Here is a 14447-nt window from a genome sequence, read left to right as displayed (position 1 = left end):
TGGGCGGCGGTACCAATTTATCTTACCCAGGGTACCAAGCCCGCTGACTGGCGGTACCAGATTCTGCTGATTGTTGGTACCGGAGAGGGTTACTACTCAAACAAGCTATTTCTGGTATCTCCACGTACCTCCCTTCTTCTTAAAAAAAACACTCGCGTATGTTCGAGTTCTCACGATAGATGCAGAGAGCCCCAGTCGCTATGCAGTTGAGAACAGGGTTGATCATCAGCTCGCCTTCGATACACAAATATTGCTCGGCGAGCTCAAACTCCGAACCGATAACAGTCGCGCTACAGTCCTCGCGCGTCTCCATGATCTTGAACAGGTCGACCGAGCCTTGCGTCGATATATTGTTAGGATCGTCCGGCAATCTTCTGGGCAGGTACCGCAAGATGAAGGCAACCTCAAACGAGATGATCGTGCGGGCGACGGGGACGTTCACCTTGTGCGCCAGCCAAATCTGGACGCCGGAGATGGAGGAGAAGCTCTGCCGCTCCGACGCGCAGCGCCAGGCGATGGCCTACGGTCACGGGTTCACGCGGATCATCAGCCCCACGGGGCAGGTCATCGCCAAGATGGAGCACGACGCGGAGGGCGTGCTCGTCGCCGACATCGACCTGGGGCTCATCCCGGTCGCCAAGTACTTCATGGACCCGGCTGGCCACTACTCCACGCCGGGGAACATGCAGCTTTTCGTGGACGCGAGCCGCCAGAAGCCCGTGTTCATCCTCGGCGAGGAAGAGTGCCCGAGGGCCTCTCCTACGAGGACATCCAGTTCGAAGTTCAGTAGAATCTCGCCACCCGGAGGGTGCGGCCCAGGTCGTCTTCGCGCGGCATCGGGCCGCACCCTCCGCAATTCCAACTTCCCTGGGCGCTAGGGCGCACCAGAACCACCTGGACAAGTTCCCCAACGACTACTGCCATATCCCCAGGGAGCTCATGAGGAAGTACTTTCAGAAGGTGGAATAGCTTTCTCCACTTGTTCCAAACGCTGCTATAGCTCGGCGAATCTTTCCATACGCTCGGTCTCCGCCTCAGACAGGCGGCGCAGCATGGCGGCCAGGCCGTCGTAGTCGCTGCGCGCCAGCAAGTCCATGTAGGCGGCGCGCTCTTCCACGGGGATCACTACCGGAGCGAGACCGGCTCGCATGAGCCCGCGGTTTACGAGGATGCGACCCGTCCGCCCGTTGCCATCTTCGAAGGGATGAATTCTCTCGAAGCGGATATGGAAGCGGGCCTCACGCAGGAAGGGGTCTCCTCCCTCGTCGTGGTTGTACTCGTACACGAGCTGCATCATGAGCTGGTTCACTTGATTGGCGGCCGGCGGCAGGTGCTCCGCCCCGCGGACGATCACCTGGCCGTGACGATAGTCGTCGATGCCGCTTATGTTGCGGTTGATATCCCGCGCTATAGCCTTGACAAGCCGCTCCGAAAGAGGGTCGTCCATGTTTTCCGATGCCGTGGCCAGGGCGTACTTGTGGTTGATCGCCTCGTACAGCTCGCGAGCCGTGGCCGTCACCTTCATGGTGTTGTCGTTCCAGAGGATGGCATAGGTCTCGGCAAAGGACAGCGTGCTGCCCTCGATGGCGTTCGAGTGGTATGTGCTGCGTGTCACGTAGTCTTCGAAATAAGCCTGGTGATCGCGCGTGAATTGCAGGGCATCCACGGGGCGCTCCTCATAATGAAGCGGGTGCCCTCGTTACGGAGAGCACCCGCTAGGGTGATCAAGCGTCAAAGGAAAGAGGAGAACCCCTACTCCCACTCAATCGTAGTTTTTGCCGTCAGGCGTACAATACGTATCAAATCATGTTATGTCGTCCAACCTGCATCATGACGTCCACCTAGTTAAGCAAATCAACAGTATCGTTTTGTACTCACCTTAAATCCCGTTTTACACACCTCGGAAAGGGAATAAATACGGCGTTACAATAAAGCACCTGTGAACAGGTGTTTTCTCCTATTTCGAAAATGCTGAGTACAAAAATGCCGAGATCCCGATCGTTTACTCCGCAAATTTATTACCAGGAATAACTCAGGAATAAATTCAGCATAGGGGTGTAAAGGCCTGAACAGGCAGAACGTGAAACGCTGAGTACAAAGTGAGTTCCAAGTGAGTACAGGGTCTTTATGAGCCGGTTCGCAGAGCAAAATCGCCCCAAACCGCTTAGCAGCATGCATCGACTGCCCATTTGCCGCCCAGATCCAGCATGCGGCGAAGGGAGGTCGCCAACTTACCTCTGCTCAACCGATAAAGGCACGACCTCGTTGATGGGGACATGCTTGTGAAGCGTGCCGTCATCGGCTCTCACATCGCAACTGGGGCAGACACCGAAACAAACGCCGCCGCCCCTAGGATCGACGACGAAAACGGTGCCGGAGACGAGGTTTCCGTCGAATTCGAATCGAACCCTGTTGCCCGCTTCTGGCAGGACCCTGGGTGACTCCATGGTAATTCTCCAATCTCAAGCACTCGTTTGCGAAGACGCGCGCTCCGGGTGGAGCTGCGGCGGTAATGCCACGAGAGGCTCGGTTCCCCCGTGAGCTAGCTCTTGGGAAACTCCAGTCCCTTCAGCGTCTTCAGGAACACTTTGCTGAGCCTTCGCCTGCTCTCAAAGAAGATGAGCTCGGACTTGCTCATGCCCGCGCCATTTTCAGATTTCTCCCGCATAAGCTCCAGCGTGCAGACCATGTCCGCCGCCTGGCTCAGCCTGTATTCGGAGGGAGCTATCTTGCGGACATCCACATTCGTCAGATACGCGCAAAGCACGGTGTTGATGAGGTCCGTGACAAGAGCCTGACCGTTGTCGTAGTACACGATGACCGACTCGAATCCCTGGAAGAAAGCAAGGTTGTCCCTCAGGAAAGAGCCCAGCTCGTTTGCGAGCCGCCCCCTCAGCGCGAACCGGTCGGCGCATTCCCTCTTCCTGACGGAAAACGTCTTGTAGCTGATAGGGCTAAGCCTCATGAACGAGAACATCTTGAAGAAGACCTTGCGGCGCTTTTCGAGATCGACGTCCTTCCATTCGTCCTCTTTGCGGACTATGGGACCGGAGTGGACTGCTTCTTCAGGATGCACATCCAGAAGATCGAGCTCGTAGCAAAGCTTTTGTTCCTGCTGTTCGATGCTCGATGCTTGGTCATGGAGTATCATCGTGATCAGATAGAACTCGGAGTTCGACCCTACGTCTCCAGATTCGTCGATGAATATCCCAAGGTCAGACAAGGTATTGCTCCTAGATATAGAAATGGCGGGGAATATCCCCGCCGCAGGGTGGACCAAGATCTATTCGACCAGTCCGTTGCTGAACATTATAAGGCCTGCGAGCTCCTGCGACAACAGGCAATTCCGCCCTACACGAAATCGTGACCTCTCGTGGCTATACGCAGGCGTAGACCATATCCCAGGTGATGATCTTTCGAATCGCCCCGCATGCTCGGCGATAATCTCCGGCACCAACAGCAGCCTCATATGCAATCTTCACGGTAAGCTCGTCTATACCGACAGCCTCGGCGATCCAGAGGAGCGAGGCAGCGTTCATCAGGCTGTTGCAGCATCGTCTCGCGCTGGAGTTCGGAGTCTGCCTGCTGTACGAACCGCTTCCCTTGGTCTCGTTCGCGCGAAACCATTCGACCATGTGCTCGCGCTCGGTCCTTCCCGTCTTGGTGGACGAGTCGTGAACCTCGCTTATGTACCTGTCTGAATATGGGTAGTGATCCTCTTTGGTTCTGAGAATGTCCGAGAATCTCCTGCATCTGATGTCGGCCAAGCTGTTTCCCTCGTTTATGGTTCCTTCACATGTAATTATAACGGCAGGCACGGAGAGCCACTTTTGCACACCCTATGGCCTATCGCCTCTTTCCGAAGATCGCATCTATGATGCCGTAGACGATCGAAGACCCGAGCCATAGAGGAACAATCAGTATCGAGGCGATGAACAGACCGTAGAGTAGCGGGTGCAAGACAGCTCCTCCAACCAATCCGGCTATTGCCAACCCGATGACAAGTATCGCTATTATCCAGCCCATCAAAAGACCCTCCTGAACCACTGTGACAAATTGTCACAGTGGCCCTGAGCAGGCGACACTTCGAGAAAACTAGAACAGGCAGGCATCTATGGCCTCCTTGCCGCGAAGCTAGTGAAGCCAAATAGTGCCTCTGACCTGGTAATACTCACTCCCACTCGATAGTTTTAGGGGCGGATAATTGTTCGAGCAGAGTCATTTCGTATCACCTCATCATAGGATGTCCGACTAGTGTCGAGCATTCCTAGTACCAATTTGAACTCACTTATTTCGCAATCTCTAGTCTTAGCATGAGGGAGTAAATAAGAAAACTAGAAAACACTTTGTCTGACCAGCCGAAACTCTCTGCACATGTTTATGTTGAGTTCAACTACCCATTATACAGGACTCACATTTATACCCAGGAATAACGCAGGAATAAAAACAGACTATGGGTGTAAAGTCCTGAACTGCGCAAACGAAAAACCATGAGTTCAAAGTGAGTTCACGATGAGTTCAGTGTCTCCGAAGGCCAAATCACTGTAAAACATCACATCCAAGCCATTAGCCGCCATGCGAGAGCCATTGTTCTGCGGAGACTAGACTGACTTAGGTCAAGGCAGAGATAGCAGAGCATAAGAAAGGCCGAGGGATGCCCTCGGCCATTCAGCAGAAGAAAAGCCTCCAGCAGCTTCCATGAACTAGACTAGTCGCGAATTAGAGTGCCTATTCCGTTCGAAAACGCTGTAGGCACTCAACGCCCTTGTTGATTGCGTTCTCGCTGATCGAGTAGTGCATCCAGCGCCCTTGCTTCCTAGCGCTGATCAGACCGGCATCCTTCAATATCTTCATGTGATGAGACAAGGTGGGCTGGGTGATGTCGAGCTCGTCGAGAATACGACAGGCGCAGAGATCCTCTCCTTGGGATACAAGTTTTAGGATACGCAAGCGATTCTCGTCTCCGAGAGCCTTGAATAGCAGCGCTGTCTTCTCTGTCTCCATGATTCCAAACCTTAGAAATTGATGCTTATCTATATATTCAATCAGGATGTTACGGCTGTCAAGCGCAGAACGCACCCCGTCAGATAGCGGCTTCCGCCTACAGGAGCTCCTCGATCTCCGATTGCGCGAGCACCTTGCCCTGCGAGACGACCTTGCCGTTCACGAGAAGCGCAGGCGTAGCCATGATGCCCGCCTCGGCTATCGCTACCGGGTCGGTGACGTACTCCACGCTCACCGCGCCGCCCGCCTTCGATGCGGCGGCCTGCGCGTTATCGTTGAGCTGGTGGCAGCGCTTGCATCCCGGCCCCAGCACGGTCAGCACGACTGCATCCGCCCCAGATGAATCGCACTCGCATGCCGCAGGTGCCTCCTCGCCCTCGGGTACCTCCACGATCTCCATGTCGCAGCAGCAGCTATCTTTCTTGTCCTCTTTGCCGAGCACCTTTCCGAACAGTCCCATCTTCCTATCCTTTCTCTAATGGGCCTTCATTGCTATATGCTTCTCATGCCGCTAGGGCATGACGAGTGTGAACGCGAAGCCTGTGCCTATGGCCACCAGCAGGATGCACAGCACGAACGTCACCACCATGGGCTTCTTGAATATGCTGTTCAAAAGCGACACCTCGGGGATGGAACAGCCCGCGCCGCCCAGGATGAGCGCGATGACGACGCCCGCTGACACGCCCTTCTCCATGAGGATCCCCGCGATGGGGATCATCGTCTCCACGCGGATGTACATGGGGATGCCGATCACGGCGGCAAGCGGGATGGCGCAGAGGTTGTCCGCCCCGGCAAGCCCTTCCAGAAGCTCGGTGGGAACAAATCCGTAGATGAAGGCTCCGATGCCCGCGCCGAGGAGCAGCCACCCGACGACCCCCTTGAACAGCCCTATGGCGTCCTTGAAGGCGTACTTGCATGCCTGAGCCTGCTTCTGCCAGAACGTCCCCTTCAGGTTCTCCCAGGTGACCTCGTCGCCTCCACAGCACCCGCCCTTGACGGCGACGTTCTTGATGTAGCGGGAGAACCCGAGAGCGTCGAGCAGAAGCCCCACGCACACCGCGAACGTGAAGGTGATGACGGTGTAAACCAGCGTGGGAACGGGCCCGAAGAACACGAGCAAAAGCGCGATGATGGCCGGGTTGAGGATGGGCGATGTCATCAAAAACGATATGGCTCCCGAGAACGGAGCGCCGCTCTTGAAGAGCCCCACCAGCACGGGGATGGTGGAGCATGAGCAGAACGGCGTCACCGCCCCGAGCGCCGCGCCGAGCACGGCGTTGGTGACCTTGTGGGGACGAGAGAGGATGCGCTTGATGCGGTCCTTCGACACCCACACTTGCAACAGGGCCACGAAGAAGCTTATGGCGATGAAGAGCAGGAAGAGCTCCCCGAACAGGTAGGCGAACGCGCCCAGAACGTTGAGCAGGTTCTCCACGGTGAATAAGTTGTCGAACATCTATGCCTCCTTGGGCTCGCATGCCGATGGGAAGGGGTATGGCCCAAAGCCCATCGGCCGCAATCAATCGAATCAGCTATACGGTCGTCAATTGAAACCCGGGAGGCCTACACCGACCTGCATCTATGTCTTCTCTTGCACCTGCACATAAGAGCTCCTAAACGAACAATGGCTGCAGCCAGTTGAACACGTACCCGCTTATGATCATGCCGATAAGGCAGATGCCGACGAACGTGGCGAGCAGCTTCGGCTTCACCACGCGCGAGAGCATGGTGAGCGAGGGGATCGAGAGCACGGTGACGCTCATCATGAACGCGAGGATGGTGCCGAGTCCCACGCCCTTGCCGAAGAGCGCCTCGGCGATCGGGATGGTGCCGAAGATGTCGGCGTAGATGGGAGCGCCGATGAGCGTCGCGAGCACGACGGCAAACGGGTTGCCGTCGCCCAAGACCGCCTCGACGATGTCCTGCGGGATCCAGTTGTGGATGAGCGCGCCGATGGCGACGCCCAGGAGGATGAAGGGGAACACCTTCTTGAAAGTCTCCGCCGTCTGCCCGAGTGCGTAGGTCGCGCGCTCCTGCTTCGTCATCGTCTCGGCTTGCACGGCGTCCACCGCCTCGCCGCGCACGAAGTCGGCCACCTGGTCATCCATGTGGAGGTGCTGAATGACGGTACCCCCCGCCACTGCGATCACGAGTCCCACCACCGTGTAGATGAGGGCCACGTGCGGGCCGAAGATGCTCATGATGAGGATGATGGAGGCGATGTCCACCATGGGAGACGAGATGAGGAAGGAGAACGTCACCCCGAGCGGGAGCCCCGCGCGCGTGAACGCGATGAACAGCGGGATAGAAGAGCAGGCGCAGAACGGCGTCACCGTGCCAAGCAAAGCACCTACGATGTTGCCGCCGATGCCCTTGAACCGCCCCAGGATGCGCTTGCTGCGCTCGGGCGGGAAGTAGCTCTGAATGTAGCTGATGATGAAGATCATCACGCAGAGCAGAATGACTATCTTGACGGTGTCGTAGATGAGGAAATGTATCGTGCCTCCCCATTGGGAGTTGACGTCCAAACCGAATGCGCCCACGAGCATGGTCACAAGATCCGAAAGCCACTGCATCTTGAGCACCTGATCCATAAGGTACGAGCCGACCACTTCCATTATAAATCCTTTACATCGATAACCGTCTATGTAATACGCTTAGTATATTCATACATTGAAATGTGTCAATGTATAGTCTATGAATCGCTGGATTCTTAAAACAATTCAAAGTTATAAAGCTAAGGAATCTGAAATCTAAGCGCATATTTGAAACATTGTCTCTAGGCACAGCACTCCAGAAGCCGCCAATATACAGTATTGGAACCGGGAAAAGAAAGACCCGTCAAGGCTTTGACGGGTCATTTTCAATCAAATCGAGAGTGAGAGGATAATCGAGTGGCTTGCAAAATCCTTGTGGAGAATTACACAGTTTTACAAAGAATTAGAAAGTAATGGTGAAGCAAAATAGCGCCTCTGAACTGGTAAAACTCACTCCCACTCGATCGTTGCGGGCGGTTTGCTGGTGATATCATACACCACTCGGTTCACGCCGGGGACTTCGGCTACGATGCGGCCGGAGATGCGGGCTAGGACGTCATAGGGCAGGCGGGCCCAGTCGGCGGTCATGGCATCCGAGCTTTCTACGGCGCGCAGGATCACCGGGCGGGCGTAGGTGCGCTCGTCGCCCATGACGCCCACGGACTTGATGTCGGGCAGCACGGCGAAGTACTGCCACACACTGTGCTCGCTGTTGCGCTCGCCCGTCTCGACGAACAGACGCTCGTTGTAGGCGTCCAGCTCCTCGCGCACGATGGCGTCGGCGTTTTTCAGGGTGTTCAGCTTCTCGGCGTCCACATCGCCGATGATGCGGATGGCCAAACCCGGCCCCGGGAAGGGCTGGCGGTGCACGATGTAGTCGGGCAGCCCGAGCGCCGTGCCCAGCGCGCGCACCTCGTCTTTGAAGAAGTGGTCCAAAGGCTCGATCAGGTCGAAATGCACGCCCTCGGGGAACGGAATCAAGTTATGGTGCGACTTGATGGTGCTCGCCTTCCCGCCGGTCTTGCGCGCGCCGCTCTCGATGATGTCTGGGTAGATGGTGCCCTGGGCCAGGTACTTCACCGGGCGCCCATCCTGGGCCAGATCCTCCGCCACGGCGAAGAACTCCTTCCAGAACTGCGTGCCGATGATGCGGCGCTTCTCCTCCGGATCGGTCACGCCGCGCAGAAGTTCCAGGTAGCGCTCCTCGGCGTGCACGTGGATGAAGTCCACGTCGAACTGCTTCGTGAACACCTCTTCCACTTCCTCGGGCTCGCCCTTGCGCAGAAAGCCGTGGTTCACGAACACGCAGGTTAGCTGCTTGCCGATGGCGCGAGCGCACAGCGCCGCCACCACGGATGAGTCCACGCCGCCCGAAAGGCCTAAAATGACGCGGTCGTCCCCCACCTCGGCGCGAATGGCCTCGATGGAATCGTCGATGATGGAATCCATAGTCCAGTCCGGCTCAAGCTCGCACACGCCGAACAGGAAGTTGCGCAGCATGGTCTGACCGAACTCGGTATGGCGCACCTCCGGATGGAACTGCGTGGCGAACAGGCGCCGCTCGGGGTATTCCATGGACGCCACCGGGCACACCTCGGTGCGCGACGTGATGGAGAAGCCCTCGGGCACGCGGCTCACGGCGTCGCGGTGGCTCATCCACACGGTCTGCTCGCCGGGAGTGCCGTCGAACAGTGCCGACTCGCCCGCCCGCGTGATGACCGCCGGGCCGTACTCTCCCTTCTCGGTGTGGCCCACTTCCCCGCCGAGCGCCACGGCCATGGCCTGCTGCCCGTAGCAGAAGCCGAGCACGGGAATTCCCAGGGCGAGAATCTCCGGGTCGATGGAAGGCGCGTCCTCCGCGTACACCGACGCCGGGCCGCCGGACAGGATGATGGCTGCCGGTGCGATAGCGCGCACCTCCTCGGCCGTGATGTCGCAGGGCACGATTTCGGAATACACGTGCAAATCGCGCACGCGACGGGCGATGAGCTGCCCGTACTGGGCGCCGAAATCGACGACGATGACTTTCTGTTCCGGGGTAGCGGACTCGGCCACAATGCCTCCTTGGGTCGCGAAATGTTCGAGGGCGATTTTACACCTCCCCGCACGCAGAGGTATTTCTACGAGGTGAAATATCGAGAAAGTGCGGAATGGGCGGTTGGGAGATTAGGGTAGACCAAGGTCTGCCCCTACGGGCGGACAAGCGAGATGGCGGGATGCAGCGCCGGATGACCTACCGGAGGTACTTCGCGCGCAGGGCCTGACGCTTCTCGGGGCCGAAATCCAGGGCCTCGGCGAGGTAGGCATCGAAGGAGCCGTAGTTGGCGTTCACCGCCGCCATGGCGCAGTCGTAGTAGTCGTTGTAGGCGTAGAACAGCGAGTCGATGTCCGCATCGAGCCCCTTCATGAGACCCAGCTTCTTGCTGATGGCGTCGACGATCCCCTCGGCGCGGTTGCGCGCAAACAAGTTCGTGGCCAGGTAATCGGCGCGCACGTAGGCCTCGGGCACGCCGAGCGCCCGCTCCACGATAACCGCGCCCAGGCCAGCCCGGTCCTTGCCCTCGGAGCAGTGCCACAGATACGCTCCACCGTCGCCTTCCAAAAGCACCTCGAGAAACGACGTGTAGGCAACCCGCCCCGCGTCGTCCAGCAAAATCTGGGGGTACATGCCCCGCACCAGCTCGTGAGGACTGGCGTTGTAGCTGGCGAAGGTCTTCAAGTCCTGGGCCACGCCCGCGCCGTGGGTAATGCCGATAGTCTCGCCGGACAGCGCCGGGAAGTCGTAGAAGACCACGCCTTCCATAAACTCGCGGGGGTCGGGCTCCTTGTCGCGCTCGAGCTGGGTGCGGAAATCGATGACGCCGGCCAGGTCGTAGTCGCCCACAAGCCGCGCCAGATCCTGCTCGCTCGCCTTGTGAAGGCACCCGCTGCGGATGAGTTTCGCCGGCGCGATGCGGCGTCCATCGGCCGCCGGCATGCCGCCCAAATCGCGCGTGTTATGCAGCCCCTCGAAGGGGATGTGCCCGAATTCGGGGAACCCGGGAATGGGCTCGGGCATATCCAGCGGCGAGGACTTTTCCTCGTCGACGCGCTTCTCTTCCGTGGTCATGGCGGCCTCCTGTCTCGGCGAGCGCGGGATGCACCCGCATCGATATCTCTCGCTTATAGTAGGACAGCAAAGGGCCGCCCGCTACAAGCAGACGACCCTTGTCATCGTTTCGTCGCGACGAACGCGCCGACATCGGCAGCGCCGAACGCTCGGTCGCAGGCCTTCGCGCTCTCCCTAGGACGCCTTCGCGAAGGCAACCGACGAGGCCTCCACAGGACGCGCCGGGTCGCGCATCCAATCGTTCATGCTGCCGGCGTACAGATACAGCTTGCTGTACCCCGCCGACGCCAGGTAATCGCAGGCGATCTTGGCGTGCACGCCCATCTGGCAGTACACGATGACCGCATCCTCGGGGAAAATGCCGTTGTCCTGGAACATCTCGGCCAGCTCCTCGGCCGGGTCGTCCGAGGCAGCAGCCACATCGAGCCGGATGTTGATGGCCGAGGGAATATGGGCCGTGTCATAGCGCAGCGGCGGTCGCACATCCACGATGGGCATGCGTCCTATCTCGCGCTTCACGAAGTCGGCATCGACGATTTGGTAAGCCTTCATTGCAACACCTTTCAGATTCGCATCGGGCGCGATGGGACGGCCATCCGCGCCTTCTTCCCCGCCTCGTATCAATGATTGGGAGATAGCCGGATCGTGCACGAGACAAAGGCATGCGACACTGCGCCCTATCGCGTTTTCTGCCTTCAATGGTAGCTTTGACACGCCTTCCGATGGCGACGGAGCCGTTACGCTTCCCCTTCCGTTGCTCTTCCAAACGGGATCTTTTATTCCTCCCCTTGACAGGTCGATGGCGGTGTTTATACTTATGAACAGTTGCTCATATGTTTAATAGTTTGCAAGGAGTCAAGATGGGCGAACCGACAGCCATAGAGAAAGAAGCCGGCAAAATCGTGGAGGGCGCCTGCGCATCGCTGGAGGCTTGCCCCTGCGGCTGCAATCGCGAGGCCACGGCCAATCTGTTCGCGGAGATGCCCGACGAGGAGCTGCTGTTCGATGTGGCTGACCTGTTCAAGGCCTTCTCCGACACCACCCGCATCAAGATCCTGTTCGCGCTCATGGGCGGCGGTCTATCGGTCACGGAAATCACCGAGACCGTCGGCTGCACCCAAAGCGCCGTGAGCCACCAGCTGCGCACGTTGAAGCAGGCGCGCCTCGTGAAGGCCACCCGCGACGGCAAAAACGTCATCTACGCCCTGTCCGATGACCACGTCTACACCATGCTCGCCCAGGGCATGACCCACGTGTGCGAGTAACCCTGTCCCCCTTGCGATTCACCGAACCGCCCGCCACTATCGAGTGGGAACAACATTGAAAGGAACCATCATGCGCAAGTCATTCAAACTGGAGAACCTCGATTGCGCCAACTGCGCCGCGAAGATGGAGGCCGGCATCAATGAGCTGCCCGGCGTGAACAAAGCATCCATCAGCTTCATGACGAGCAAGCTGATGATCGACGCGGACGCCGCCGACGAGGAGGCCCTAGCCGCCATTGTCGACGCCGCCCAGGCCGTCTGCACCAGCTACGAGAAAGACTGCCGCATCGTCCGTTAGGATTCCCCATGAACCCGAAGCAGAAGAAACTCCTCACCCGCATCATCGTCGCGCTCGTGCTGTTCGTCATCATCGAGGTGGCGGCCCAGACCGGCATCCTGCGCGCCGCCTTCGGCACCCCCGGCGACGTGTACGCCGAGTTCGCGTTGTTCCTCATCCCCTACCTCATCGCCGGCTACGACGTCATCGCCGGCGCCCTGCGCGGACTCGTTCACGGACACGCGCTGGACGAGGACTTCCTCATGACCGTGGCCACCTTCGGCGCGTTTGCGCTGGTGCTGTTCCCCGACACCGAGCCGCACATGGCCGAAGGCGCGGCCGTGATGCTGTTCTTCCAGGTGGGCGAGCTATTCCAAAGCTACGCCGTGGACAAGTCGCGCCAGTCCATCGCGGACATGATGGATATCGCGCCCGAGTACGCGAACGTCATGGAGGAGGGCAAGCTGAAGCAGGTGGATCCCTTCGAGCTCGCCCCCGATGACGAGTTCATCGTCATGCCCGGCGAGCGCATCCCGCTTGACGGCACGGTGCTGACCGGCGAAAGCCAAATTGACACGGCGGCGCTCACCGGCGAGTCGGTGCCCCGCACGGCGCGCCCAGGCGACGAGGTCATCTCCGGCTGCGTGAACCTGACGGCCAAACTCGTCGTACGCGCCACCAAGCCCTTCGAGGACTCCACGGTAAGCCGCATCTTGGAATTGGTGGAAAACGCCGCCGAGAAGAAGGCACGCACCGAGAACTTCATCACCCGCTTCGCCCGCGTGTACACCCCCATCGTCGTGGGCGTGGCCGCTGTACTCGCCATCGCGCCCCCGCTGTTGTTCGGCGGTCAGTGGTCCGACTGGATCCTGCGCGGACTCACCTTCCTCGTGGTGTCGTGCCCCTGTGCGCTCGTGATTTCGGTACCGCTGTCGTTCTTCGGCGGCATCGGCGGGGCGTCGCGCCTTGGCATTTTGGTGAAAGGGTCGAACTACCTGGAAGCTTTAGGATCTACCGAAACCGTCGTGTTCGACAAGACCGGCACCTTGACCGACGGCACCTTCTCCGTGACCGAGCTCATCGGCGCCCCTGGCGTAAGCGAGACCGAGCTTATCGACATCGCCGCCGCAGCCGAGACCTTTTCCACCCATCCCATCGCGCAATCGGTGCGCGCCTATCGCGACTCCCTGACGACCGACGCGCGACCGGACAGCGACAACGACGCGAATCTGGCGCAACCGGACAGCGACTCCACCACGACTGGCGCGCGGCCCGGAAGCAGCTCCACCACAACCGCCGAACGGGTGCGCGACGTCCGCGAGATCAGCGGCCAGGGCGTGGAAGCGGTCGTGGACGGACGAAACGTGCTCGTGGGCAACGGCAAGCTCATGGCGGCCCATGACATCGCCTTCACGGCCACCGACGTGCCGGGCACCGTGCTCTACGTGGCCGCCGACGGCACCTACCTGGGCGCCATCGTCATCGCCGACACCGTGAAGCCCGACGCCGCCCGCGCCATCGCCGATTTGCGCGCGGCCGGCGTGAAGAAGACCGTCATGCTCACGGGCGACCGCACACCCGTGGCCCGGGCCGTCGCCGCCGAACTCGGCATCGACGAGGTGCACGCCGAGCTGCTTCCCCAAGACAAGGTGGCCGAGGTGGAGGCGCTTCTCGCCCAAACCGAGCGCGACACCAATGGCAAGGGCAAGCTCGCCTTCGTGGGCGATGGCATCAACGACGCACCCGTGCTCACCCGCGCCGACATCGGCATCGCCATGGGCGCCATGGGTTCGGACGCCGCCATCGAGGCCGCCGACATCGTGCTCATGAACGACGACCCCGACGACATCGCCCGCGCCATTCACCTGGCGCGGCGCACCATGGGCATCGTCTGGCAGAACATCGTGTTTGCCCTGGGCGTCAAGTTTGCCGTGCTGGTGCTGGCCGCCTTCGGCATCGCCAACATGTGGATGGCCGTCTTCGCCGACGTGGGCGTGGCCGTCATCGCCATCTTGAACGCCATGCGCGCCATGAACGTGAAGCGCTACCTCGACTAAAGGCGAGCGGTCAAATCAACTTTAAACTGCATTTCGGCAACCGCCCGTTCACAGGCTGGCTCATAGCCCCCGATTTTCCCAGTCGGGGGCTATGCTCTTTCCAGCACATCAGTTGCACCACGCGCCGTCGCCTTCCAACGTCAACGGCGCGGCGACACTGCTGCGCGCACTTTGTGTTCCCGACCACTTTGGAGGTTC

14 protein-coding genes are annotated in these 14447 nt (G+C 59.4%); 4 read left to right on the top strand and 10 right to left on the bottom strand.

What is annotated here, in order from left to right; genetic code table 11:
* The first annotated feature begins 392 nt into the window (after positions 1-392).
* Positions 393-878 carry a nitrilase-related carbon-nitrogen hydrolase gene (locus tag ACW4LP_RS08385; RefSeq protein ID WP_302011310.1) on the top strand — a complete coding sequence of 162 codons (486 nt, stop codon included), beginning with the start codon at positions 393-395 and terminating at the stop codon, positions 876-878.
* A 116-nt stretch (positions 879-994) separates the two neighbouring features.
* On the opposite strand, the gene ACW4LP_RS08380 is transcribed toward ACW4LP_RS08385, so the two are convergent.
* The 10 genes from ACW4LP_RS08380 to ACW4LP_RS08335 all read right to left on the bottom strand — a co-directional run bounded on the left by ACW4LP_RS08380 (position 995) and on the right by ACW4LP_RS08335 (position 11202).
* A complete protein-coding gene (locus tag ACW4LP_RS08380; protein WP_455803714.1) occupies positions 995-1666 on the bottom strand; it encodes a Fic family protein in 672 nt (223 codons plus the stop codon).
* 876 nt (positions 1667-2542) lie between these two features.
* Positions 2543-3223: a DUF3800 domain-containing protein gene (locus ACW4LP_RS08375; protein ID WP_302011314.1), complete on the bottom strand. Its 681-nt coding sequence runs from the start codon at positions 3221-3223 to the stop codon at positions 2543-2545.
* A 154-nt stretch (positions 3224-3377) separates the two neighbouring features.
* Complete coding sequence (locus ACW4LP_RS08370; protein ID WP_157012439.1) at positions 3378-3767, bottom strand: hypothetical protein; 390 nt, start codon at positions 3765-3767, stop codon at positions 3378-3380.
* Between the two features lie 961 nt (positions 3768-4728).
* Complete coding sequence (locus ACW4LP_RS08365) at positions 4729-5004, bottom strand: ArsR/SmtB family transcription factor (protein ID WP_114539525.1); 276 nt, start codon at positions 5002-5004, stop codon at positions 4729-4731.
* A 97-nt stretch (positions 5005-5101) separates the two neighbouring features.
* Positions 5102-5464 carry a thioredoxin family protein gene (locus tag ACW4LP_RS08360; protein WP_302011318.1) on the bottom strand — a complete coding sequence of 121 codons (363 nt, stop codon included), beginning with the start codon at positions 5462-5464 and terminating at the stop codon, positions 5102-5104.
* 51 nt (positions 5465-5515) lie between these two features.
* On the bottom strand, positions 5516-6460 hold the full coding sequence (locus ACW4LP_RS08355; protein WP_455803713.1) for a permease: 945 nt from the start codon (positions 6458-6460) through the stop codon (positions 5516-5518).
* 157 nt (positions 6461-6617) lie between these two features.
* Positions 6618-7622 (bottom strand): permease, encoded by a 1005-nt coding sequence (locus tag ACW4LP_RS08350; RefSeq protein WP_114539416.1) that lies wholly within the window; start codon positions 7620-7622, stop codon positions 6618-6620.
* 369 nt (positions 7623-7991) lie between these two features.
* Entirely contained in the window at positions 7992-9596 is a 1605-nt protein-coding gene (gene guaA, locus ACW4LP_RS08345) for a glutamine-hydrolyzing GMP synthase (protein WP_417177211.1), read from the bottom strand.
* A gap of 178 nt (positions 9597-9774) precedes the next feature.
* Entirely contained in the window at positions 9775-10650 is an 876-nt protein-coding gene (locus ACW4LP_RS08340) for a tyrosine-protein phosphatase (RefSeq protein ID WP_417177213.1), read from the bottom strand.
* A 174-nt stretch (positions 10651-10824) separates the two neighbouring features.
* Complete coding sequence (locus tag ACW4LP_RS08335; RefSeq protein WP_417177214.1) at positions 10825-11202, bottom strand: sulfurtransferase; 378 nt, start codon at positions 11200-11202, stop codon at positions 10825-10827.
* A gap of 308 nt (positions 11203-11510) precedes the next feature.
* Between ACW4LP_RS08335 and ACW4LP_RS08330 the strand changes: the two genes are divergently transcribed.
* The 3 genes from ACW4LP_RS08330 to ACW4LP_RS08320 all read left to right on the top strand — a co-directional run bounded on the left by ACW4LP_RS08330 (position 11511) and on the right by ACW4LP_RS08320 (position 14249).
* A complete protein-coding gene (locus ACW4LP_RS08330; RefSeq protein ID WP_173114203.1) occupies positions 11511-11915 on the top strand; it encodes an ArsR/SmtB family transcription factor in 405 nt (134 codons plus the stop codon).
* 70 nt (positions 11916-11985) lie between these two features.
* Positions 11986-12213 carry a cation transporter gene (locus ACW4LP_RS08325; protein ID WP_114539425.1) on the top strand — a complete coding sequence of 76 codons (228 nt, stop codon included), beginning with the start codon at positions 11986-11988 and terminating at the stop codon, positions 12211-12213.
* Positions 12214-12221: 8 nt separating this feature from the next.
* The gene (locus ACW4LP_RS08320; protein ID WP_173114206.1) at positions 12222-14249 is read left to right on the top strand and encodes a heavy metal translocating P-type ATPase; all 2028 of its coding nucleotides are present in this window, start codon (positions 12222-12224) and stop codon (positions 14247-14249) included.
* Positions 14250-14447 lie beyond the last annotated feature (198 nt).

The organism is Adlercreutzia sp. CNCM I-6215 (assembly GCF_977072315.1).
Note: the sequence above shows the minus strand (reverse complement) of the source record. Positions and strands in the feature narration are given on the sequence as shown.